This is a genomic window from Nesterenkonia alkaliphila, assembly GCF_009758175.1.
Classification (GTDB): Bacteria; Actinomycetota; Actinomycetes; order Actinomycetales; family Micrococcaceae; genus Nesterenkonia; species Nesterenkonia alkaliphila.
In genome coordinates this window covers 1-23,031 of record NZ_WRPM01000023.1, presented here as the reverse complement: position 1 = coordinate 23,031, position 23,031 = coordinate 1, and the positions used below count along the sequence as shown (strand labels likewise).

24 protein-coding genes and 1 CRISPR repeat array are annotated in these 23,031 nt (G+C 63.6%); of the genes, 15 read left to right on the top strand and 9 right to left on the bottom strand.

Annotated features, from left to right (window positions below; genetic code table 11):
• The first annotated feature begins 273 nt into the window (after positions 1-273).
• The 13 genes from GNZ21_RS03295 to rplI all read left to right on the top strand — a co-directional run bounded on the left by GNZ21_RS03295 (position 274) and on the right by rplI (position 12,232).
• A complete protein-coding gene (locus GNZ21_RS03295) occupies positions 274-1,197 on the top strand; it encodes an ABC transporter ATP-binding protein (RefSeq protein WP_188503515.1) in 924 nt (307 codons plus the stop codon).
• Positions 1,194-2,057: an ABC transporter permease subunit gene (locus GNZ21_RS03290; RefSeq protein ID WP_157321307.1), complete on the top strand. Its 864-nt coding sequence runs from the start codon at positions 1,194-1,196 to the stop codon at positions 2,055-2,057. The genes GNZ21_RS03295 and GNZ21_RS03290 overlap by 4 nt, the downstream gene beginning before the upstream one ends.
• 12 nt (positions 2,058-2,069) lie before the next feature.
• A complete protein-coding gene (locus GNZ21_RS03285) occupies positions 2,070-3,536 on the top strand; it encodes a sensor histidine kinase (protein WP_229659411.1) in 1,467 nt (488 codons plus the stop codon).
• A 27-nt stretch (positions 3,537-3,563) separates the two neighbouring features.
• Complete coding sequence (locus tag GNZ21_RS03280; protein ID WP_157321306.1) at positions 3,564-4,340, top strand: response regulator; 777 nt, start codon at positions 3,564-3,566, stop codon at positions 4,338-4,340.
• 146 nt (positions 4,341-4,486) lie between these two features.
• The gene (locus GNZ21_RS03275) at positions 4,487-5,203 is read left to right on the top strand and encodes a GntR family transcriptional regulator (protein WP_157321304.1); all 717 of its coding nucleotides are present in this window, start codon (positions 4,487-4,489) and stop codon (positions 5,201-5,203) included.
• Between the two features lie 50 nt (positions 5,204-5,253).
• Positions 5,254-6,387, top strand: coding sequence for an N-methyl-L-tryptophan oxidase (solA, locus tag GNZ21_RS03270; RefSeq protein WP_157321301.1), 1,134 nt, complete (start codon positions 5,254-5,256; stop codon positions 6,385-6,387).
• 11 nt (positions 6,388-6,398) lie between these two features.
• Positions 6,399-7,841, top strand: coding sequence for a sodium:solute symporter family protein (locus tag GNZ21_RS03265; protein ID WP_157321299.1), 1,443 nt, complete (start codon positions 6,399-6,401; stop codon positions 7,839-7,841).
• Entirely contained in the window at positions 7,838-9,019 is a 1,182-nt protein-coding gene (locus GNZ21_RS03260) for an NAD(P)/FAD-dependent oxidoreductase (protein ID WP_157321297.1), read from the top strand. The genes GNZ21_RS03265 and GNZ21_RS03260 overlap by 4 nt, the downstream gene beginning before the upstream one ends.
• A gap of 31 nt (positions 9,020-9,050) precedes the next feature.
• Positions 9,051-10,448 carry a M18 family aminopeptidase gene (locus GNZ21_RS03255; RefSeq protein ID WP_157321295.1) on the top strand — a complete coding sequence of 466 codons (1,398 nt, stop codon included), beginning with the start codon at positions 9,051-9,053 and terminating at the stop codon, positions 10,446-10,448.
• Positions 10,449-10,544: 96 nt separating this feature from the next.
• Positions 10,545-10,844: a 30S ribosomal protein S6 gene (gene rpsF / locus GNZ21_RS03250; protein ID WP_157321293.1), complete on the top strand. Its 300-nt coding sequence runs from the start codon at positions 10,545-10,547 to the stop codon at positions 10,842-10,844.
• Positions 10,845-10,901: 57 nt separating this feature from the next.
• On the top strand, positions 10,902-11,435 hold the full coding sequence (locus tag GNZ21_RS03245) for a single-stranded DNA-binding protein (protein WP_157321291.1): 534 nt from the start codon (positions 10,902-10,904) through the stop codon (positions 11,433-11,435).
• 70 nt (positions 11,436-11,505) lie between these two features.
• On the top strand, positions 11,506-11,751 hold the full coding sequence (gene rpsR, locus GNZ21_RS03240) for a 30S ribosomal protein S18 (protein ID WP_157321289.1): 246 nt from the start codon (positions 11,506-11,508) through the stop codon (positions 11,749-11,751).
• A 28-nt stretch (positions 11,752-11,779) separates the two neighbouring features.
• Complete coding sequence (gene rplI, locus GNZ21_RS03235) at positions 11,780-12,232, top strand: 50S ribosomal protein L9 (RefSeq protein WP_157321286.1); 453 nt, start codon at positions 11,780-11,782, stop codon at positions 12,230-12,232.
• Between the two features lie 180 nt (positions 12,233-12,412).
• On the opposite strand, the gene GNZ21_RS03230 is transcribed toward rplI, so the two are convergent.
• Both GNZ21_RS03230 and GNZ21_RS03225 read right to left on the bottom strand, forming a co-directional pair.
• A complete protein-coding gene (locus GNZ21_RS03230; protein ID WP_157321285.1) occupies positions 12,413-13,540 on the bottom strand; it encodes a CE1758 family FMN-dependent luciferase-like monooxygenase in 1,128 nt (375 codons plus the stop codon).
• Between the two features lie 768 nt (positions 13,541-14,308).
• The gene (locus GNZ21_RS03225) at positions 14,309-15,097 is read right to left on the bottom strand and encodes an alpha/beta fold hydrolase (RefSeq protein ID WP_157321283.1); all 789 of its coding nucleotides are present in this window, start codon (positions 15,095-15,097) and stop codon (positions 14,309-14,311) included.
• Between the two features lie 87 nt (positions 15,098-15,184).
• Here GNZ21_RS03225 and GNZ21_RS03220 point away from each other — a divergent pair, with 87 nt between their 5' ends.
• Positions 15,185-16,603 (top strand): condensation domain-containing protein, encoded by a 1,419-nt coding sequence (locus GNZ21_RS03220; protein ID WP_157321281.1) that lies wholly within the window; start codon positions 15,185-15,187, stop codon positions 16,601-16,603.
• A gap of 26 nt (positions 16,604-16,629) precedes the next feature.
• Positions 16,630-17,994, top strand: coding sequence for a replicative DNA helicase (gene dnaB, locus GNZ21_RS03215; RefSeq protein ID WP_188503516.1), 1,365 nt, complete (start codon positions 16,630-16,632; stop codon positions 17,992-17,994).
• Positions 17,995-18,003: 9 nt separating this feature from the next.
• On the opposite strand, the gene GNZ21_RS03210 is transcribed toward dnaB, so the two are convergent.
• From GNZ21_RS03210 to cas1, 7 genes are all read right to left on the bottom strand, one after another.
• The gene (locus tag GNZ21_RS03210; RefSeq protein WP_157321280.1) at positions 18,004-18,447 is read right to left on the bottom strand and encodes a hypothetical protein; all 444 of its coding nucleotides are present in this window, start codon (positions 18,445-18,447) and stop codon (positions 18,004-18,006) included.
• A 57-nt stretch (positions 18,448-18,504) separates the two neighbouring features.
• Positions 18,505-18,708, bottom strand: coding sequence for a hypothetical protein (locus GNZ21_RS03205; RefSeq protein ID WP_157321278.1), 204 nt, complete (start codon positions 18,706-18,708; stop codon positions 18,505-18,507).
• A 100-nt stretch (positions 18,709-18,808) separates the two neighbouring features.
• Complete coding sequence (locus GNZ21_RS03200) at positions 18,809-19,507, bottom strand: pyroglutamyl-peptidase I (protein WP_157321276.1); 699 nt, start codon at positions 19,505-19,507, stop codon at positions 18,809-18,811.
• Positions 19,508-19,510: 3 nt separating this feature from the next.
• Positions 19,511-19,744: a hypothetical protein gene (locus tag GNZ21_RS03195; protein WP_157321274.1), complete on the bottom strand. Its 234-nt coding sequence runs from the start codon at positions 19,742-19,744 to the stop codon at positions 19,511-19,513.
• Positions 19,745-19,793: 49 nt separating this feature from the next.
• Positions 19,794-20,030, bottom strand: coding sequence for a hypothetical protein (locus GNZ21_RS03190; RefSeq protein WP_157321272.1), 237 nt, complete (start codon positions 20,028-20,030; stop codon positions 19,794-19,796).
• Between the two features lie 244 nt (positions 20,031-20,274).
• Positions 20,275-21,784: direct repeats of the CRISPR family, unit length 36 nt; unit sequence GTTGAGAATCTCCCCCTCCACTCCTCGATAGACTGG.
• 355 nt (positions 21,785-22,139) lie between these two features.
• Positions 22,140-22,460 (bottom strand): CRISPR-associated endonuclease Cas2, encoded by a 321-nt coding sequence (gene cas2, locus GNZ21_RS03185; protein ID WP_157321270.1) that lies wholly within the window; start codon positions 22,458-22,460, stop codon positions 22,140-22,142.
• 3 nt (positions 22,461-22,463) lie between these two features.
• Positions 22,464-22,982 carry a type II CRISPR-associated endonuclease Cas1 gene (cas1, locus tag GNZ21_RS03180; protein ID WP_157321268.1) on the bottom strand — a complete coding sequence of 173 codons (519 nt, stop codon included), beginning with the start codon at positions 22,980-22,982 and terminating at the stop codon, positions 22,464-22,466.
• Positions 22,983-23,031: the final 49 nt, after the last annotated feature.

The following is a 23,031-nucleotide window of genomic DNA, read 5'->3' as shown; positions in this document are numbered from 1 at the left end:
TCTTACCCCCACCCCATACAAATTATCTGGACGAAACCTGGAAATGCATGACGTGTTTCACCGTGCGAACTAGTCTGCGGGGGAAGGCGGGCGTAACTCCCAAGGATGAGGTTTCTCCAGCGTAGGGGCATCGGCAGACCCTCGCCCCGCCTCGGGGGTGAGTCAAGGATCAGTCTCCAGGGGGATGTGCTCAGCCTGTGGGTCTAGCAGAGTGTAAGAGAGCGAGCCGGGGACCCGGCTTGCGGCTCTTTGCAAGACGGGAAGTGAGTGAACGTGATCACAGCAGAGAATCTCACCAAGAGATACGGCTCCAAGACCGCCGTGGACGGCATCAGCTTTCAGCTGGCCCCCGGTAAGGTCACCGGCTTCCTGGGCCCCAACGGCTCCGGGAAGTCCACCACTATGCGGATGGCGGTGGGACTTGACCGGCCCACAGCCGGAACCGTGACCATTGACGGCAAACCCTTCGCCCAGCACAAGGCCCCGCTGCGCACAGTGGGCGCGGTGTTGGATGCCGGAGCCACCCACCCGGGCCGGACCGGCCGTGCCCATCTGCGGGTGCTGGCCGCGACCCACGGGATCAGCAATAAGCGGGTGGAGGAGGTCATTGAGCTCACCGGTCTGGGCGAGGCGGCCCGTAAGCGCATCAAAGGCTACTCACTGGGTATGAACCAGCGGCTGGGCATTGCCGCGGCTCTTCTAGGTGATCCCGCCGTGCTGATCTTCGATGAACCAGTCAACGGGCTGGACCCTGAGGGTGTGCGTTGGGTGCGCAGCATGGCCCGGCAGCTGGCTGCTGAGGGCCGCACGGTGTTCGTCTCCTCCCACCTGATGAGTGAGATGAGCCAGACTGCGGATCACCTCATTGTGCTGGGCCGGGGCCGGATCATCGCCGATGCCCCCATCGCCGAGCTGCTCAGCTCCGGCGAGCAGCGGGTGTTGGTGCGCACCGAGCAGATCGCTGACCTGGCCAATGCGCTGAACACCAGCGGGGTGAGCCTGGAGCATCTGGATGCTGAGACCCTGCAGGTCACCGGCCTGGACCCGCGCAGCATCGGGCGCCGCGCCCTGGAGACCGGGATTGTGCTCCACGAGCTGACCCCCCAGCAGTCCACCCTGGAGGACCAGTACATGAAGCTCACCGGCGATTACGTCGAATACCGCTCCGGCGGCCAGAACCAGGAGGAAGCACGATGACCCCCAACCTGAACACCGCCTCCTCGGCCCGCCCGCCGGCCTACCAGGTAGACCCCACCCTCTCCGGTGTCAGCTTCCTGGGCACCTTCCGCTCGGAGTTCGCCAAGCTCAAAGCGCTGCGCACCAGCTGGTGGCTCTCGATCGTGACCATCGGCCTGGGCGCCTTCATCGCCGGGGCAGTCGCCTTCGCCTACCAGCAGTTCGCCGGCGACTTCAGCACCAATGCTCTGGATATGGCCGTCCAAGGCCAGACCGGCAGCTTCTTCGCGATGATCCTGCTGGGCTCCCTGGGAGTCATCGCCATCACCACCGAGTTCACCACCGGCGCCATCCGCTCCTCGTTGACCGCAGTGCCGCGCCGCACCACCCTGCTGAGCGCCAAAGCTCTGGCCCTGGTGGTCTGGACCGGACTGACCACGGTCATCATGGTGCTGATCGCCCATGTGCTCACTGCACTGATCGCCGATCCGCTGGGCCTGGGCGATATCGTCACCGACGGGGAGATCGCACTGATGTACGCCAAGACCTGGCTGGTAGTGGTGCTCACCGTGCTGCTCGGCTTCGGCCTGGGCACCCTGCTGCGCTCCTCCGCCGGAGGCATCGTAGTACTGGCCTCGATCATGTTTGTGGTCCAGATTGTGCTGAGCATCCTGATGGGCGTCACCGATGGCGCAGCATGGGTGGAGGCCCTGATCCAAGTCGAGTACATGAACCTGGTGGAGGGCTTCATCAACCCCACCGCCGGGGAGTACGCCTTCTTCCCGGTCCTCGATCCGGGACCGGCTGCTGTGGGCCTGCTGGTCTGGACCGCAGTGCCCTTAGTACTGGGCTGGCTGAGCTTCACCCGCCGCGACTCATGATGAGATAGGGAGATGAGAACGACGCCGCCTGCCGGCCAGAGTGCCCCTGGCGGCGTCGTCCCTTTTTCCGCCCACCACGGCCCTTTTTCCGACCACCACGGCATGGTGCAGCCTCAGGCCGTGCCGGAGATGTTCGAACGCTGGGACCAGCTGGGCCTAGTGCGCAAACCCGGGATCCGCGGGTGGTTCCGGCGGCACCCGAAGTGGATGAACACTGTGGTGGTCGCCTTCTACCTGCTGCTCTGCGTGTGGGGCTTCCCGCTGGCCCTTATCGATCTGGGCGCTGATGCCTGGTGGCTGCTGCTGGGCTATACGGTGGTCTGCGCAGCTCTGTGCTTCCGGCACGCCCGCCCGTTGACGGTGCTGGTGCTGGTGGCGCTCTTCGAATCAGCCATGCTCTACTTCTACCCGTGGGAGGGTACGCAGCTGATTGGGCTGTGCCTGGCCGGGTACGCGGTGGCCTACCACTATGGGCTGCGCTGGGGTCTGGTCGCTGCCCTGCCGGCCAGCGCCTTAGGCTACAGCACCCTGCTTGTTGCAGAGAGCTGGATCGAGAACCACGGCGGCAGCATCTGGGCAGAGTACTACCTGGACCAGGGCATGGGGGAGTTCGAGGCCCTAGTGTTGGTGGCTGTGGCCACCGTCTTCATGGTGGTGATCTCGGTGGGCATCGGGGCTGCGGTGCGCCGCGGGCACCGGCATGAGCGCGAGATCGTGGAATGGGCGCGGAAGTCCCATGAGCTGGCCCAACTGGGCGAGCGCAACCGGATCGCCCGGGAGATGCATGACGTGGTGGCCCACTCCCTGTCAGTGATGATCTCACTGGCTGACGGTGCCCGGGTGGTGGCCAAGCGGGATCCGGAGCGTGCCGCCGAGGTGATCGGCGAGGTCTCCGCCACCGGGCGCAGCGCACTGGCAGATATGCGCCGAGTCATCGGGGTACTGCGCGAGGGCCAGGAGGTGGAGCAGGCCCGCCGCCCGATCACCGAGTCTCTGGACGAGCTCTTCGAGAACTTCCGCCAGGCCGGCCTGCCGCTGCACGTGCAGCAGTCCGGCCCCCCGCTGCCGGAGGACGCTGCCTTCGGCCTCACCGTGCACCGGATCCTCCAGGAGTCGCTGACCAATGTGCTGCGCTATGGCCGCGGGGTCAGCCGGGTGGACGTGGTGGTGGAGCATATCCCTGGCACAGACCAGGCCGCCTGCGAAGAGCTCAAGGCCCAGGGCTTCTCCGAGAAGGAGCAGCGTTCCCTGGGGCTGACCGGAGAGCCCCAGGTGATCATCAGCGTCACCGATGACGGCGTGCCCCCCGCCCCCGGTACCCGGCGTGAGTCGGTAGGCTCAGGGCTGGGCATCCAGGGAATGCAGGAGCGGGCCAGTTTCTACAACGGGTCGGTCTACGCCGGACCCGGCAAGCACCGCGGCTGGACAGTGCGCGCCGTACTGGAGCCGCCGGCCGGGCCCAAACAGCGCAGCAGTTAAACAGCCCAGCACCAAGGAGGGAACCGAATGACTGAAGCTCCGGCCCAACGGCCGATCAGAGTAATGCTGGTCGATGACCAGCACCTGCTGCGGATGGGCTTCAAACTCATCCTGGAGGAGGAGCAGGACCTGGAGGTGGTGGCCGAGGCCGGCGATGGCGCCGAAGCCCTGGAGAAGCTCCATGACCTGGGTGACCAGCGCCCCGATGTGGTGCTGATGGATGTCCGGATGCCCACTATGGACGGTATCGAGGCCACAGAGAAGATCGCCGCAGCCTTCTGCGAGGTCAAGGTCATCATCCTCACCACCTTCGACCTGGACGAGTACGCCTTCTCCGGGCTGCAGGCCGGGGCCAGCGCCTTCCTGCTCAAAGACGTGGAGCCGGAGGACTTGGTGGATGCGGTACGGGTGGTGGCCTCCGGGGATGCCGTGGTCGCTCCGCGGATCACCCAGCGGCTGCTGGAGATGTACGTTCGCAAGGGCGGGCAGGGCACGACGACGCCCACCGCAGCTGCCAGCCCCGAATCACCTGTCACAGCCCCTGCCCAAGGCGCCGCCACACCCACCGGCACCGAGATCGCTGCGGCGTTGGAGGACGGGGTGGTGCGCGAGCCGCTGACCACCCGCGAGACCGAAGTGCTCTTCGCCGTGGCCGAGGGCCTTTCCAATGCCGAGATCGCGGCGAAGTTCTTCCTCTCCGAGGCCACGGTGAAGACCCACGTCCGCCGCATCCTCACCAAGCTCCAACTGCGCGACCGGGTCCAGGCCGTGGTCTATGTCTACCAGTCCGGCCTGTTGGACTAGCGCCTGCGGCGGCCGCTCCGGCGCTGCTGCCTGCCCCTGCCGGCCTGGCGCCCCGAGCAGCAGCCTGGTGTTACAGCCACGTTAAATAAGGTGGAATTCTTGGACAACTATGGACTAGTCATTATTTATATGGTTAGTCTTTCTGCATGTCGCCACAGTCGCAGTACACCCGGATACGGGCTGATCTGGAACGCGCCATCCGTTCCGGGGAGCTCCCACCGGGTTCCAAGCTGCCGACGGAGCGCGAACTGTGCCAGACGTACAACGTCTCACGAGCCACAGTCCAACGAGCAGTGACCGCGATGGCGGAGGCTGGATTGGTCACCCGCCGCCGACGCGCAGGAACAGTCGTCACGCACAGGGCGACTGACCTGCTGGGCTTCACCAACCTGCTGGCCACTGGCCCGGAGACTGAGGGAGCCCACCGGGTGATCTCTGCCCAGACCCTTCCGGCCGCCGATCTCGACTTTGACCTGCCTGGGGTCGGTGAACAGGATGCCGTGCATCGGCTCACCAGAGTCAAGGAGGACCGGCACGGCAGTCCTGTGGTCATCGAGGTCCATGCCGTTCCATTCGCGGTAGCCCCCCGGCTGATGAGTGAGGACCTTACTCAGCTCACTACTCTGGCCTACTACCAGCGGGAGGGCATCCCTGTGGTTCGATCCCGGCTCTATATCAATCCGGGAGTAGCCGCTGCCCGGGAGGCGGAGCTGCTGCAGCTCCCCCAAGGTACCCCGCTGTTCTTTACCCGTCGTGAGTCCTACCTCAAAGGTGGGGGACTCGCCGAGGTCTACAACTCGGTGCTGGCTCCGCACGCCTTCCAACTCTTCGTCGAGCAGACTATCGACCCCGACACGCACTGACCTCGCTCTGATCGCCACGGATTACCGCATATCTGACTAGGAGACCAACAATGTCACTGGATCGTTCCATCGCCGTGATCGGCACCGGCACTGTCGGAGCTATGGCGCTTTGGCAGTTATCCCAGCGTGGGGTCACTGATCTGCACGGCTTCGACACCTATGCGCCTGGACATGATCGAGGCGGCTGTGGAGGCCAGACGCGGATCTTCCGGGTGGCTTATAAGGAGGGGGCGGAGTACGTACCGCTGCTGCAGCGGGCAAAGGACCTGTGGCGTTCGCTGGAGTCCGAATCAGGTGCTGACCTTCTCACCCTTTCGGGTGGACTCAGCATCGGGCCCCACGGCCATCCCGATCTTGAACAGATCCTGCACTGCATCCGTGAGTTCGACCTGCCGCATGAACTGCTCACCCGCGAAGAGTCCAACCACCGCTTCCCACATCTTCCCCTGAGCGAAGGCGAAACTGCCGTGCTCGACAAGTCTGCTGGAGTACTCCGGCCAGAACAGGCGGTCATCGCCGCCGCCGAGCAGGCCCAGCGCAACGGTGCACAGCTGCACACCTACACCTCCGTCGACTCTGTGCGGCCCGACGCTGAGGGCGTCACCGTGCACAGCTCGCAGGGGACACACCGGTTTGATCACGTGATCCTCGCCCCCGGTCCCTGGTCCCGCGAATTGTTGGAGCTGAGCAGTCTGCCGCTGAGCGTGCATCAGATCACTACGTTCTGGTTCCTGGCCAAAAACCCGGAAGCATTCGCCAAGGAGGTGTCACCTATCGTGATTCGCACCGGAGACATCGCCTTCTCCTGCTTCCCTGCTGTCGACGGGGAAACCGTCAAAGTCAGCCTGCACAGCTTCCCGCGTCCCCATCTGGACAGCGCGGAGAAAATCGACCGCAACCCGGGCCGGCGTTACCTCGCCGCGGTCAGGGAAGCGGTCGAAACACACCTCCCAGACCTCATCCCACACCCGGTGAGGATTGGAAGTTACGCGGATTGCTTCACCCCGGACAACCACGGAGTGATCGGATCGCTGCCGAACCTGCCCCACGTCACAGTGGCCACGGGCTTTTCCGCCCATGGGTTCAAACTGGCGCCCACCTTCGGCGAGGTCGTCGCTGACCTTGCGACAGCCGGGGAGACGGGCCACTCCATCGAACACCTCGCACCCGCACGTTTCTTCTGAGGAGAATCATCATGACTGCAGGACAACTCACCCTGGTCTTGGTTAGTTGTGTCGCCGTGCTCAGCCTCGGCGCCGCTGTATCCATCATCGCCGGCCGTAAGGTCAACACTGAAGAGGGCTGGCATGTCGCCGGGCGCTCCCTGCCGCTCTGGGTTGCTGTACTCACCCAGTTCGCCACCGCCACCGGCGGCGGTGTCCTAGTCGCACATGTCGGCAACTCCTACCAACATGGGTGGGCGTACTGGTTCTACCCATTCTTCGTCTTTGTCGGGTTCCTGCTGCTGTCATTCATCGCCAAGTGGTTGCGTCGGCTGGAATTCACCACGATCCCAGAGATTGTTCGCCGCATATACACCCAGCACCCCCTGGTCACTGTCCTCGCAGCTCTAGCCGCCATCGTCGTCCCCTTCGGGTGGCTGGCCACTCAGTACGTGGCGTTCGCCAGTCTCTTCTCGGAGATCACTGGGATGAATTCGGTCCTGTTGACCATCGTGATGGGCATCATCACTCTGGTGTTCGTGCTGCCGGGCGGTTTGCGCTCCGTGGCCTGGTCAGACGCCATCCTCGGCGGACTGATGCTGCTGCTGTCGGCTGTAGTGGTCATCTACGGGGTCAATATGGCCGGCGGCTGGAGCGGAATCCGGGAGGCTGTTCCGGCGGAGATTTCCTCCTTCCCCCAGGGTCTGGCTGCCGCGGGCGGAATGACAGTGCTGCTCTGGGCTTTCGCCATCCTGCCCGGAACGCTGACCAACCAGATGTACTACCAGCGGGTCTTCGCGCTCGGAGACGTCAACAAGGCGCGCTTAGTCATGATTCTCGGCGGGACCCTTGTATTCATCGGTTCGCTGTACCCGTTCCTGCTCGGTCTCTCCACACGCGCGCTCAATGACGGGATGACCGATAACCAGGAGGCAGCCGCTGGATGGTTCCTGACTCAGCTTCCAGCAGGACTCTTGGCGCTGTTCGCCTCGTTCCTGCTGATCACGATCGCCACAACTACCTCCTCGGCCCTGCAGTCAGTGGTCACCAATGTGGTGGAGGACATCACGGTCAACGTCTTCGGCTACCGCAACAAAGACACTCGCGGGATCTCCCGGATCGTGGCCGTGGTTGTGGTCATCCTGGGGGCAGCCTTGGCGATAGCGTTCCCCGCAGCACTGGCCTGGTTGGTGGCCACCTACGCATATTCGGCCTCCATCCTGTTTGCCCCGATCTTCATCGGCTACTTCCTGACCAAACGCGGCGGACGACTCAAGGCCGTGACGGCAGGTGTCTCGATGGCTGCCGGACTGATTGCCTGTGCCGGTGCGCACATCCTCGACACCACCATCCCCTACGCCATCTTCGGCATCGGATCCTCCGTGCTCGGCCTGCTGGTGGCACATGCAGTATTCGGACGCAGTTCGGAGCAGCACTCCACCCTTTCCCCATCCACAGACCAGGAGACTAAATGAGCACCAATGAACAACGGATCGTCATAGTCGGCGGCGGCATTGTCGGACTTTCCATCGCCCTGGGCCTGGCCCGGCGCGGAGTACAGGTCACTGTGCTGGAAGCTCAAACCTTGGGCTCCGGGACCACCTCCACCTCCTACGCATGGATCAACGCCAACGGCAAGGAGCCGCACAGCTACTATGCGATCAACCGCGCCGGAATCGAAGCCCACCGCGCCTTCGCCACTGAGGCCACGGGCGGAGGCCAGTGGTTCTTCGGCACCGGCCACCTGGAGATTGCTGCAGACGCCTCGCACGAGCAGGACCTGCGGCACCGGGCTGAGGCACTGGCCCGGCGCGGGTACCAGGTGCAGGAGCTCAGCCCCGAACAGGCTGCCGCTCTGGAACCTGGGCTGAACCTGCCAGAGAGTCCCCGTGCGATCATGTACTTCCCGGAAGAGGGTCATGTCTACCCGCTGCTGTATGTCGCTGAGGTGGCTCATCGGCTGCGGGCCGCGGGCGGAAAGATCGTAGAGGGCGCAACAGTTGTTGGATTCGACTCAGCTGGCGGCGGTGTAGTGGTGCGTACCCAGGACGGGGGCAGCTACCCGGCTGACCGGGTGGTGCTCGCCTCCGGAGGGCGCACCGGTGAGGTGGCCGAACTCGGTGGCGGTACTGTGCCGATGGCCCGCTTCACTGAACCAGGTGACGTTACCGTGGGGTATCTGGCCCGGACCAACGCGCTACCGGTGAAGCTGGCCAGACTGGTGACCACGCCGTGGCTCAATGCTCGCCCTGAGGGCGGCGGACGGTTGGTCATTCAGGCCCTTGACCTCGATGCCACAGCCGAACCCGGCAATGTACCGGGTCTCGACTCAGAACTGGCGGAGCAGTTCCTCACCAGGCTGCGCAGCATTCTGCCGGCGAGCTCAGGGGCCCGAATAGATCAGCTTCTGGTGGGACAGCGAGTTATGCCGGCCGATGGGAAGACCATCGCCTCCCCGGTGCCCGGGGCTGAGTGGATGTATGCCGTGGCCACCCACAGCGGAGTCACCCTCGCTCCCTTTCTTGGCCGAGCGGTCTCCGGTGAGCTCCTGGACGAACCAGAGCCGCTGCTGGAGGACTTCCGGCTCAGCAGGTTCACGCAGGGAGTGCCGGCAGAACCACCCCGGGGTCCTCGCAAACCAGGAGAGCAGTAAGTGCGCCGGGCTGCTCCGATAGTGTGGAGCCATGAGTCTGAGCACTGATGAGCTGATAGAGGATCTGGGCACTTTCGTTACTGAGTCCCCGTCGTCGTACCATGCCGCCGAGGTGGCAGCCCAGCGACTGGTGACTGCCGGCTTCACCCAGCTGGGTGAGCATCAGGACTGGGCTGACCTGGTCACACCCGGGGAGCCCGGCAAATACGTAGTGGTCCGCGACGGGGCGGTGCTGGCCTGGATCCTTCCGGAGGGCGCAGGAGCGACGACGCCGCTGCGCATCCTCGGTGCCCACACAGACTCCCCGGGGTTCAAGCTCAAGCCCAAACCCACTGTGGTCAAGCAGGGCTGGATCCAGGCCGGGATGGAGGTCTACGGGGGACCGCTGCTGAACTCCTGGCTGGACCGGGAGCTGCGCCTGGCCGGGCGGATCGTCACCCGCGACGGAGCCACGCATCTGGCTGCCACCGGGCCGGTGGCCCGGATCCCGCAGCTGGCCATCCATCTGGACCGGCAGGTCAACGCCGAGGGCATCAAGCTGGGCAAGCAGCAGCACACTATGCCGATCCTCGGGCTCGCCGGCTCCCCTGAAAGGGCCGCTAAGGCTGGTGAGCGATTGAGCCGAGCGAAGACCGGCACTGGTGCCGAGTCTTCCGAGGCGATTGAGGGAATGAGGGGCTGTCAGGCCCCGAATGTGCTGGAGGTGGTGGCCCGTGCTGCCGGGGTGAGCGCCGATGAGGTGGACGGCTATGACGTCGTGGTGGCTGATGCGCAGCAGCCAGCAGTCTTCGGAGCTGAGGGGGAGTTCTTCGCCTCAGGGCGGCTGGACAACCTCTCCAGTGTCTACACCGGCCTACAGGCGCTGATGGACGCTGAGGGTTCCGCCCCGGTGATCCCGATGTTGGCGGCCTTTGACCACGAGGAGCTCGGCTCGGCCTCCCGGTCCGGAGCGGCAGGTCCTTTCCTGGAGGAGGTGCTGGGCCGGATCTATGAAGGGCTGGGCGCCACGGTCAGCCAGCGTGCCCAGGCGCTCGCAGGCTCCTGGCACCTGTCCTCCGACGCCGGCCACGCGGTGCACCCCAACTACTCTGAGCGGCATGATCCGGCCAACCGGCCGCTGCCCAATGCAGGTCCGCTGCTGAAGATCAATGCCAATCAGCGCTACACCACCGATGCGCCCGGGGCGGCGATGTGGGCTCAGATCTGCCGGGCGGCCGGGGTGCCGAGCCAGGAGTTCGTGTCCAATAACGACATCCCTTGCGGCTCCACCATCGGGCCGATCACCGCAACCCGGCTGGGCATCCGCACGGTGGATGTCGGTATCCCGCTGCTGTCCATGCACTCAGCCCGGGAGATGTGTGGAGTCCAGGATGTGGCCCATCTCAGGGACGCGATCCGGGCATTTTTCACAGCGGAGCTCACGGTGTAGTATTGCGGGGTTGTGCGTCCTGAACGCACAGCACGCATCAGAACCTCCTGTTACGGAAGTACCGTGACCGCAAGACCGAAGGAGGTGGGTTCAATAATGCGTCATTACGAACTGATGGTGCTGGTCGACCCCGAGGTTGACGAGCGCACTGTGGAGCCCACACTGGGCAAGTACATGGAACTGGTCAAGAAGGACGGCGGTTCCGTGGACGAGATCGATATCTGGGGACGCCGCCAGCTGTCCTACGAGATCCAGAAGAAGAAAGAGGCCATCTACGCGGTGGTCAACTTCCACTCCACCCCGGACACCGCCAAGGAGCTGGACCGTCTGCTGCGCCTGAATGAGACCATTCTGCGCACCAAGATCATCCGCCCCGAAGAGTTCAAGGTCGCTTGAGTCTCCCACCCTGGGCCTAGCATTTAGCTACACCACCAGCAGAGAAAGGTACACAACATGGCCTACAACGAAACCGTCATCACCGTGGTCGGAAACCTGACCGCCGACCCAGAACTGCGGTTCACCCCCTCCGGAGCACCGGTGACGAACTTTGTCATCGCCTCCACCCCGCGCTACTTCGACCGGCAGGCCAATGAGTACAAGGATGCCGAGACGCTGTTCGTGCGCTGCTCCCTGTGGCGAGAGGCCGCAGAGAATGTGTGCGAATCGCTGACCAAGGGCACTCGAGTCATCGCCCAGGGTCGGTTGAAGGCACGCAGCTTTGAGGACAAAGAGGGCAACAACCGCACCAGCTGGGAGCTGGACGTTGACGAGATCGGCGCCTCCCTCCGTTACGCCACTGCCAAGATTGAGCGTCAGGCACCCCGCCAGGGCGGCGGAGGAGGCTTCGGCAACAACTCCGGCGGCGGATTCGGCGGAGGCAATCCCGGAGGAGGCTTCGGGGGCGGCCAGCAGCCCGACCCATGGGGCGGGCAGCCCTCACAGGGCGGCGGCTGGGACTCCGGCCGCAACGACGAGCCGCCCTTCTGAGCACACCACCAACACACTATCCATCCCGCGTTTGAGCGCGGGCTCCAACCAATAACAAAGGAGCACCACGATGGCACGACAGGCTGAGGCCAAGAAGCCCATCAAGCCCAAGGCGAACCCGCTGAAGGCTGCTGATATCACCCATATCGACTACAAGGACACCGCCCTGCTGCGGAAGTTCATCTCCGACCGGGGCAAGATCCGCGCCCGCCGGGTCACCGGCGTCTCCGTGCAGGAGCAGCGCAAGATTGCCCAGGCCATCAAGAATGCCCGTGAGATGGCCCTGCTGCCGTACTCCGGCGCTGGCCGCGGCTGAGACGACTGAGGAAGGAAAGGACATACCTATGGCAAAGCTCATCCTGACTCAGGAAGTCACCGGCCTCGGCGCCCCCGGCGATGTGGTCGAGGTCAAAGACGGCTATGCACGTAATTACCTGCTGCCCCGAGGTTTCGCACTGACGTGGACCAAGGGTGCCGAGAAGGACGTGGAGCGGATCCGTGCCGCCCGTCAGGCGCGCGAGATCGCTACCGTGGAGGAAGCACAGGCCGTGGCTGAGAAGCTGCAGTCGGCACCGGTGAAGATCGGTGTGAAGACCGGCGACTCCGGCCGCCTGTTCGGCACTGTGGGTCCGGCCCAGATTGCTGAGGCTGTGGAGACCGCGGGTCTGGGCAGCATCGACAAGCGCACTGTGGAGCTGCCCGAGCGGATTAAGTCCGTGGGACGCTACACCGCCACCGTCAAGCTGCACACCGATGTGACCGCCAGCCTCGACCTGCAGGTTGTGGCCACCAAGTAGTCACCAGCATCACCTAAGCATGTGGCCCCGGGAGGTTCTCCCGGGGCCACAGCTGTCTAACTGCCGTTGGAGGACGTTGGGTGCCCCTCCGCCCCGACACCTCCTCCTTAGCTCGGATGCTCACGCATCCTCACACAAGGAATCCTCCGGCGCCGGGGCTGCGACCCAACGTCATAGTGATCAGTGGGCGGCGTCGTCGTTCTTCCTCCCGCCCGGGACGGGATCGCTACCCTCTGCCCGGCGCTGCTTGAGGCGCTCATGGGTAGGCGGCGCCACAACGGTCTCCGGGGTGCGGGCTGCGACCTCCTTGCGCAGCACTGGAACCACCTTCTCTCCCAGCAGCTCAATCTGCTTCAGCACGGTTTCCAGGGGCAGCCCGGCATGGTCCATCAGGAACAGCTGGCGCTGGTAGTCCCCGGCGTAGTCACGGAAGCTCAGCGTCCGCTCGATCACCTCCTCAGGGGTGCCTACCGTCAGCGGCGTCATAGTGGAGAAGTCCTCCAGAGAGGGCCCGCCGCCGTAGACGGGAGCGCGGTCAAAATAGGGCCGGAATTCGCGCATGGCCTGTTCCTTGGTCTCAGCCATATAGACCTGGCCGCCGAGTCCCACGATGGCCTGCTCCGCCGGGCCGTGGCCGTAGTGCTCGTAGCGCTCCCGGTAGAGATCGATCATCCGGCCGGTGTGCTCTTTGTTCCAGAAGATGTTGTTGTGGAAGAACCCGTCACCGTAGTACGCGGCCTGCTCAGCGATCTCCGGGGAGCGGATGGAGCCGTGCCACACGAACGGGGGGACCCCGTCCAGCGGACGCGGAGTGGCGGTGAAGTCCTGCAGCGGGGTGCGGAACCGGCCTTTCCAGTCCACGTTCTCCTCGCGCCACAGTTGCTGCAGAAGGGCATAGTTCTCGACCGCAAGCGGGATGCCGGCGCGGATGTCTTTGCCGAACCAGGGATAGACGGGGCCGGTATTGCCGCGGCCCAGTGTCAGATCGATCCGTCCCTGCGTCAGGTGCTGCACATAGGCGTAGTCCTCGGCGATCCGCACCGGATCTGTGGTGGTGATCAGAGTGGTGGCGGTGGAGAGCAGGATGCGTTGGGTCTGGGCGGCGATATACGCCATGAAGATCGGTGGGTTCGCCGGGGCCACGAATGGCGGGTTGTGGTGCTGGCCGATGGCAAAGACGTCCAGTCCCACCTCCTCGGCCTTCTTGGCAATTGCCACGGTGGCCCGGATCCGCTCCTGCTCGGAGGGCAGATGCCCAGTGATCGGGTCCGGTGTCACATCGCCGATGGAAAAGATGCCGAACTGCATAGCTCTCCTGCACAGAGTCGAAGGGTAAGAACGTCGAAGGGGAAGAATGCGGAGATCACCGCACGCCTATAATACTTCAAATTTGAAAGAAAACCCATCCGAGGCCGAGCGCATGCACATCTCTGCCGCTGACTGGGGGTTTGAGCAGACGGGCTCAGCACGGAGGTCTCAGAACCCGCTTCCACACTGTGGATAACCTGTGGAAAAGAGTCCACAGAAGTGTCTATACACCCAATAGCAGGTAAACAGCAACTGTTCCCGGCTGCCCTGTCACACACCGGAAAAAAGTTTGAATTCACAGCGTGTCGCTACATCGTCCCAGGTCAGACCGTGGCCTGTGAGGAAAGCCGACTATTATCAACAGGGTTTCCCTCAGGTTCTGCACAGAACACGCCGCCCAGTCCACATTTTATCCACAGGGGGTGTGCGGGGACCTATTGCCTCAGCGCCGCAACCCGGCCTACAGTGTGAACCGTCCCTCCGCACCGATGCGGGTATTGGCCGGCACCAGCCAGCGTGCATCCGCATCAGACCACCGTCCGCAGCTGCGGACGGACTGAGTGACACCGGACAGGCGAAGCCCTGGCTCACAGGGAGCGTTCGCGGTTGTCCTGTGACCTCTGCAGGGACGCTGAAGATCGGATCGCCGGACCTAGGCAAAGGGAAGGGGATCAGAGCCGCAGCTGTGCAGCGCTGATCCTGCCGAAGCCCCTTCACCGGGGCTGGTCCGGTGATCCGGTCATCCCTCGGGCCACGCAGCGCTGGTGGTCAGCTGCGGTGCCGGTGCACAAACTGGGCCACCCGTGCCGGCCAGGTGGCCAGATCCTCCGGAGTCTCAGCGATCGAAAGCTGTGAATCGGGAAGCAGCCGGTGCAGCTGTTCGGCGGTGGAGACCGGATGGGCGTGGTCATCCACCCAGGCCAGAATCTGCACCGGAGTCTGTATAGAGGCCACCGCATCCTTATCCGGAAGATCGGTGAGTGAGGCGCCGCGGAAGATCGAGGGCAGCAGCTCCTGGCTCACCGCAGGGACCCGTTCCCGGGGCCGGTCGGCCAGGGCGGGCGGGGGCAGCACGGACTCCCCGACCCGTACAAAGGCGCCCATGCCCTCATTCTCCACCAGCTCCGCGGAGCGCAGATAGGACTCCGCCTGGGCAGCCCGGGTAGCCCAGGCGGTGGGCGGGACCAGCAGGCTCAGTGAAGCGAATCGCTGCGGGTCCTGCAGCGCGGCATAGAGCTGGGTCGCTGTACCCATGGAGGGTCCGCCGGTGTGCACCCGCTCCCCGGGGGCCACCACCTCCAGCAGCTCCAGCAGATCCTCAGCCAAGCGCGGCCACACATAGTCCACGGCCACGGCCCGCCCGGTGGAGGAACCGTGCCCCCGGGCGTCATAGCGCAGCACCCGGAATCCTCGCAGGGCACCGGTGACGTCCAATCCGGCACGGTGCTCCCGCCAGGCCGAGGAGGTCAGACCATGCGTCTGGACGAATAAGGGTCCATCAGGCGCACCACTGACCTCGTAGGCCAGGGTCGCACCTGCTGTCTGGAAACGCTTCATAGCTTCTTTCAAGTGTCCGGAGCTCATGTTAACCGGAGGTTTCTCCCGCGCTACCTATACGTCGCGGCACCCATCTACACTACGCTCATGAGGCTGACGAATGTCTCCCAGATGCAGGTGCAGCCTGGCCGGCTGCTGACCTACTCCGTGACCGCGCGGGCCGCGGAGCCGCCAGAGCGGCTGCCGCTGTCCTTTGACCAGGACCGTCATGTCGGCCTCGGCTCCCGGCCGGGCTCCTGGATGGCGGTGGCCTTCCACCTGCCGGTGCAGGCCGAGCGGGAAACTATCGCCCAGGCCTGGTTGCATGTGATCAGCCGGCACGGGACACTGCGGACGGTCTTTACCAAGAAGCAGAACGACGCCGCGGCCCCACCTGCTGCCACACCGGAGCGGGACCAGCAGGCCGGTGACCAACACTGCGGCGGGCCCCAGACAGATCTGCAGCTGTCTAGCGTCCAGATTGAGCCCGGTACCTGGGAGGAGCTGACCGGGCAGTCCCCAGAAGCCATCCGCGCCATCCTGCGCGCCCACTTCGACGCCGTCTGCCAATCCTTCAACGCCCCCTCCCACCGGCTGTGCCTGATCGAGGACCCCGCCTCCGCGCGGCCCGCGCAGGTGATCATCGGTTCTGACCATGCGCATGTGGACGCCTGGAGCCTGCTGGTGCTGGCCCGGGATCTGGCCCATTGCGTCGCTGACCTGTTGGAGGGCCACCCGCCGGGGGTTGACCTCCCACCCGCCGAGTCCTTCGCCTCCCACTCCCGGCACTTGGCGAACCGGCCCGCGCCGCCTCCTGAGGTGGTCGCCCGCTGGCGGGAGATCCTAGAGGCTGGCGGTGGCGCGATGCCCACGTTCCCGCTGGACCTCGGGGATATCTCCCAGCCGGTGGAGGAGAGGGTAGAGATTCGCGATGTCTTCGACGCCGAGGAGCTCGCCGCCGTGGAGGCCCATGCCAAGGAGCACAGTGTGCGGCTGATCGCCGTGGCGGTCTCGGTGATGACCCGGCTCGCCGGCGAACTCTCCGGTGAGCCTTTCCGCGCGGTCTTCCCGGTGCACTCCCGGGATGATCAGCGCTGGTACAACTCGGTGGGGTGGTTCATCACCAATTCAGCACTGGAGAACGACGACGCCGGATATCAGTCCAGCTACGCCGCAGTGAAGGAGGCCATCAGGCTGGGCTCCTACCCCTTGGCCCCGATCATGCGCACCTACGGCGGCATGCCCCAGGTGCCCGGAATGTTCGCCATGAGCTGGCTGGACCACCGCAAACTGCCGGTCAACGTGGCCCAGGACCTGAACCCGCAGCACGTCTCGGCGGTGATCCACACCGACGGGGTGATGATCTGGTTCGTGATCAACGAAACCGGACTGCACCTGCGGTGCCGGTACCCCGATACCCGGCAGGCCCGCCGCTCCATGCGCACCTGGCTGGCCGGGCTGGTCTACGGGCTGCGGGCCCCCTTGGAACAGCTGGCACTGCGCGAGATTAAAGGCACAGCGCGGTGAGGACAAGCGGTGAGTAGACTGTCGGGGTGAGTGTGGAGACCTATGACCCGGGCACCGGGGCCGGCGCGGAGTCGCGCACCCCGCCGCAGGACATGGTCGCCGAACAGTCCGTGCTGGGCGGCATGCTGCTGAATAAGGACGCCATCGCTGATGTGGTGGAGGTGCTGCGCGGACGCGACTTCTACCGCCCGGCCCATGAGCTGATCTTTGAGGCGATCATCGACCTCTACAGCCGCGGCGAGCCCGCCGATGAGGTCACCGTCTCAGACGAGCTGAGCAAGAAGCAGCAGCTGCAGCGGGTGGGCGGTCCGGCCTATCTGCACAATTTGGCTCAATCGGTGCCCACAGCAGCAAATGCCGGCTTCTACGCAGATATCGTGCGCGAGCGCGCCATTCTGCGGCGGCTGGTGGAGGCCGGCACCAAGATCGTACAGCTGGGCCATACTGCCGATGGTGAGGTCGATGAGATCGTCAACGAGGCCCAGGCTGAGATCTACACCGTAGCGGAGAACCGGCAGAGCGCCGACTACTCCCGGCTCTCCGAGATCCTCGCCCCCACTATCGAGGAGATCGAGGTCAATGCCGCCAATGACGGCACGCTGACCGGCATTCCCACCGGCTTCCGGGACCTGGATGATCTCACCCATGGGTTCCATGGCGGTCAGCTGATCGTGATCGCCGCCCGCCCCGCCATGGGCAAGTCGGTACTGGCTCTGGACTTCGCCCGCTCAGCATCGGTCAAGCACGGTATGACCACTGCCTTCTTCTCCCTGGAGATGGGCAAGGTGGAGCTGACTATGCGCCTGCTCGCCGCCGAGTCTGCAGTGCACTTCAGTGATCTGCGCAAAGGCTCCAGCCTGCAGGACGAGCATTGGGAGAAGATGGCCCGGGCCATGGACCACCTGGAGCAGGCGCCGCTCTACATCGACGACGCCCCCAACCTTTCTCTGATGGAGATCCGAGCCAAGTGCCGCCGCCTGAAACAGCGGGAGAACCTCAAGCTGATCATTGTGGACTATCTGCAGCTGCTGATGTCCGGGAAACGGGTCGAGTCCCGCCAGCAGGAGGTCAGCGAGTTCTCCCGAACCCTGAAGCTGCTGGCCAAGGAACTTGATGTGCCGATCATCGCGCTCTCCCAGCTGAACCGCGGCTCCGAGCAGCGCCCGGATAAGCGTCCCCAGGTCTCTGACCTGCGTGAGTCCGGAGCCATCGAGCAGGATGCCGATATGGTGATGCTGCTGCACCGCCCCGAGGTCTATGACAAAGAGACCGAACGTGCCGGCGAGGCGGACATCATTGTGGCGAAGAACCGTAACGGTCCCACCCGCGATATCACCCTCATCTTCCAGGGGCACTTCCAGCGTTTCGCCGAGATGGCCCGTGACTTCTGAGCCGCGGAACTAGGGGAATCCGTAGGGGCTGAGCAGCCCCATGATACGGTCCAGCAGCAGGAATCCGGTCACGGAGTACACAGCACCGATCCACAGTCCGTGGGTCAGGCTGAACCAGAACCGCCCGGTGGCCACCAGCAGCCCGAATGTGGCAGGCAGGCAGGCCATGCCGTAGCCGGCCACCACCATCCATAGGCCGAAGAGCTCCGCATTGGCGACCATGAAGAACCCCACTCCCAGGGTCCAGACCATTGTGGGTTCAAACAGCAGAGCTGCGATCACCAGGCCGGTCACCACCGCCCAGAGGTACCTGGCTGCCTGCATGGAACGCGCAGCGGCTGTGCGCCGCTGTGGGCCACGCGAGGCGGTGCGGGAGGATGTGCGTGAGGAGGAGCTGCGCCGCTTAGCCTGGCCGCGAGGATTGCCCCGGGTCTTCTTTTTGCTCCTGCTCATCGGGAACCAAGCTTATCCCTCGGCAGGGAGCTTCAGCGGGTCGCCGCTGCAACGGACTCAGAGGTTGCTGAGATAGGGCAGCATAAGCACCAGGATCATCAATGCGATGCCGATTATCAGCGTGATGGTCACAGCCCGGTTGGATGCTGAGAGACCCAGGTCATCCTGCTTCTTGCCGCCTTCCGGGGGAGGGGCTCCATTGCGCTGGGCAGCCTGATGGTGGAGCCGGGTATCGGCCTCGTCCTGTTCCTGTGACGTCATGGTCACCTCGCTGCACGCTTCTCAAGGATTGGAACTTCTGCTTACCGCTATTGACTGTAAGCACCTACTCTGAAAGTGACCTGAGCAGGGCGTGAAACTTTCAGTGGAGCGTACCCAGGGGTGTGGCGGCGTCGCCAGTGTTGTGCAGCGATTCGGCCACCAGGAGGTCCACCGCTGTGGCAGCCTGGCCGATGCTCAGGGGGCTGCCTGGGCTGTGCTGATCAGCACTCTGTTGATCAACGCCGGGCAGATCGGGGATGTGGACGAAGCTGGCAGGAATCTGCAGCCGCTGGGAGCTGATGTGGTGCAGGGCCGTGTAGAGCAGATCGTTGCACACATAGCTGCCTGCGCTCAGCGAGAGGGAGACGGGGATGCCCGCGGCGGCGATGCGGGCGTGGGCGGCCTTCAGGCGCAGTGTGCTGAACAGGGCGGCGGGGCCATCTGCAGCCACTGGCGCGTCGGTGGGCTGGGCGCCGGCGTTGTCCGGGATCCGGGCATCGCGCAGATTCACCCCGAGGCGTTCCAGCCGGATGGTCTCAGTGCCTGCGGCGAGCCCCAGGCAGACCACCAGGGCGGGGGAGTGGTCGCCGATGGCTGCGGTGAGCAGCTTCCCGGCGCGGCCGAACTCCACCGGCAGGGTCAGCGGGATGAGTACGACGCCGCGGTGTTCAGCCTGTGCGTGCAGCTCACCCTGGTCTGCCCGCTGGGTGAGTAGGGTGAGTACGTCCTGGGAGGGGTTGCGGTCCGCGCCGCCGAAGGGTTCGAAGGCGGAGATCAGGACTCGCTGAGGCGCTGCCACCGGTCAGAGCCGGCGGCCGGTGCGCTTGGAGATCGTGAACCAACGCTTGCCCAGCAGCGCCAGGCCGATCACCGCCAGCGGCGCCACGATGAACACAAAACTCCAGAACCCGGCCCAGAAGCCCAGGCCGTTGAAGAGTCCGATGATCACCAGCAGGCTCACCAGGACGGCGGCGCCCACCAGCAGCCACCCGATCTTGTTGAGCTTCTCCAGATCTGCCACAGTGCGTTCCTCCATGCTCGACTGCCACCAGTCTAGGGGGTGGTGTTGTGGGGGGCGCTGGGAATCAGGGACGGGGCGTAAACAGCCGCTTCCACCACGGAAGCTTCTGCCAGGCGCGCAGGTCATGCTCGAGGTTCCGGAAGTAGATTGCCTTGCGATTGGCATCGTGGATCGCTTCAGCAAGCTCCCGGTCCTTGTAGTACACAGCCTGGCCCCGGTCGTACGTCAGCAGCACCTTGTACAGGCCATCGACGGTTCTTATCGGGCCGTCGTGCTGTGTGACTTGATCCGTATCAGTCATGAGCTCCTCCTGCCCTCTGAGCCTCATCGTACTCCTGCTGCGGACGGCACCTAGGCAAACTCTGCGGCGAACGCTAGGAATCCATCGAGTGCGCAATCTGTGCAGCACTCTCACCCCAGAACACCCGGAAACGCTGCACAAGCTGCGCACTCAGCGCTAGAACTTCCGGGGGATCGGCCTCCCTGGTCCTGTCAGCCCCGCTCCCAGTCCAGCCGGCTGGTGGAAGCGGCAGCCGGAGAGCGAGGTTGAGAATCTCCCCCTCCACTCCTCGATAGACTGGCTGACTTAGCGGCAGGGGATAGGCGGGTGTTGAGAATCTCCCCCTCCACTCCTCGATAGACTGGTTGCTTGATGCTGCTACTGCTGGGTCGAGTTGAGAATCTCCCCCTCCACTCCTCGATAGACTGGCTGCTGCGCCTCGTGCCGGGCCTGCTCAGTTGAGAATCTCCCCCTCCACTCCTCGATAGACTGGATGAGCATGCAGCGGTTCTCTAACATCAGTTGAGAATCTCCCCCTCCACTCCTCGATAGACTGGCATTGGCCGATTTGGAAGCAAAGAAGAGGTTGAGAATCTCCCCCTCCACTCCTCGATAGACTGGGATGGGATGCGGTCCCACAGGAGCTCTGGTTGAGAATCTCCCCCTCCACTCCTCGATAGACTGGGCGTGGATGCAGGAGAAGGGCGGCAGACGTTGAGAATCTCCCCCTCCACTCCTCGATAGACTGGCGCGCCCTAGCTTTAGATGCGGGGTCGCGTTGAGAATCTCCCCCTCCACTCCTCGATAGACTGGCTTGATGTGCATAGGTGAGGCTCCAATCGTTGAGAATCTCCCCCTCCACTCCTCGATAGACTGGGCTTGGTAGCTATCATGGTTTCCGGTCGGTTGAGAATCTCCCCCTCCACTCCTCGATAGACTGGGGAACGCGCAGTGGTGGACCCTCACGTACGTTGAGAATCTCCCCCTCCACTCCTCGATAGACTGGGAATCTGGAACATGACAGAACAGAACACGGTTGAGAATCTCCCCCTCCACTCCTCGATAGACTGGGCAACCGGGTCGGCACTGTCGGCAAGCGGTTGAGAATCTCCCCCTCCACTCCTCGATAGACTGGCCGCGAGGCGGCGGTGCCCGTCGGCGACGTTGAGAATCTCCCCCTCCACTCCTCGATAGACTGGTGGCCGCGAGCTTGGCCATGGAGAAGCTGTTGAGAATCTCCCCCTCCACTCCTCGATAGACTGGGGAGGCTGACTAGCTGGTGCCAGCACTGGTTGAGAATCTCCCCCTCCACTCCTCGATAGACTGGGGTCACGCTCTAATCAGTTTGAAGTATTGTTGAGAATCTCCCCCTCCACTCCTCGATAGACTGGAATTATTTACCGGCCTACCAGAAGCGTTGTTGAGAATCTCCCCCTCCACTCCTCGATAGACTGGCAAAACTTCAATTTCACCCCCCCACCTTGTTGAGAATCTCCCCCTCCACTCCTCGATAGACTGGTCCAGGGTCACGCCCTGCTGGTCAGGACGTTGAGAATCTCCCCCTCCACTCCTCGATAGACTGGCACCCAGACGCGGGTACCCCAACCGGATGTTGAGAATCTCCCCCTCCACTCCTCGATAGACTGGGAGGGCGAGGACGATACCGGCGGCGAGGGTTGAGAATCTCCCCCTCCACTCCTCGATAGACTGGCGACGTCGCCGGCTGGCAGGCCGCGAACGTTGAGAATCTCCCCCTCCACTCCTCGATAGACTGGATACGGGGCTAAAGGGCCTGGTCAGAGGCCGTTTTGGAGGGCTTTTCGGAGCTCGGAAACGGTGTCTGACCAGTCCTGGGAGGCCTCAGTGCTGACACTTGAAGCGAAAAATGCTAGAGTTTCGGCAACTATCGAGGAGAATCTGGGGAGATTCTTAATAAGGAGGAACTTCGGTTCCTCTGACTTCTCCGCCCTGTCGGGTCATACCGACGGGGCCACATAATTCAACCCTCGAAGTCCCGCAGCATTGCTGTTCGGGGTTTCCGGTGTTTCTCAAGGGACGTAGTTCGGGTGAAGGTCATCGGCGACGACCTGGCTGGCGTTCGTCGGCGATGATCTCTTAGCTCCTAGGGAGCTAGAACAACAGCAGTTGGTCCTCTGGCTCTTCAGCCTCAATGGCCTGTCCCTCGGCCTCAAAACGTTTCATTGATGACCATACTGCGTCACTAAATCGCATAATGCGTACTGCGCCACCAGGACTGATGTTTTCTTCGATATTCTTCACCACACGATGCGACTGACTGGCATTCGGAAAGTAGCGAGCATACACACTGAACTGCACGCGAGAGCACCCTAAGTCCAACAAAAGGTTTCGGAACTGATTGGCGGCCTTCTGTTGTGCCTTAGTTTGGACCGGAAGGTCAAACATCACAAGTAACCACACGGGATCCGCCATCTTTCAAATCCTCGGCACTTCCAGATAGTCCTGCTTTCCCTCCAGGTACTGAGCGAAAGCAGCGGTGAACCGGTCAATCTCGGCATCGACTCGAAAACCCTCTTCAGGGACATCGAGGGGGCGAACAGCATGAATGAGTGCCTTCTTTGTCGGCTGATCCAGCAGTAGCTTCTCAGGATCGAACTCAAGTACCGCCCGGTCGATCACTGCGCGGAAGGGCTCGATGAGGTCGTCCGCTAGTGCAAAAGGGTTGGATCGCCCCCTATGGAAGATCCCGATCCCGGCAGTCAGCCCTGAGCCCAAGATAGACGTGAGCACGCGACCACGAAGAATTGTGTACCCATAGTTGTGGGCGGCATTCAGTGCATCATTCGCACCGGGAATCCGAGTGAAGTTCAGATGTCCGTAGAGCCCTTTCCACAATACTCTGGCGGCTTGGCCCTCCAAGTTCTCAGGGTCACCGGATCGCACCTTCTTTGCCATCTCGTAGAGGTGCTTCGCTTCCCTCCAGTAGTGCCCCATAGAGTGGTGTAACCCTCCCGAGGGCCGTGACCGTATTCGTCTTGGATGT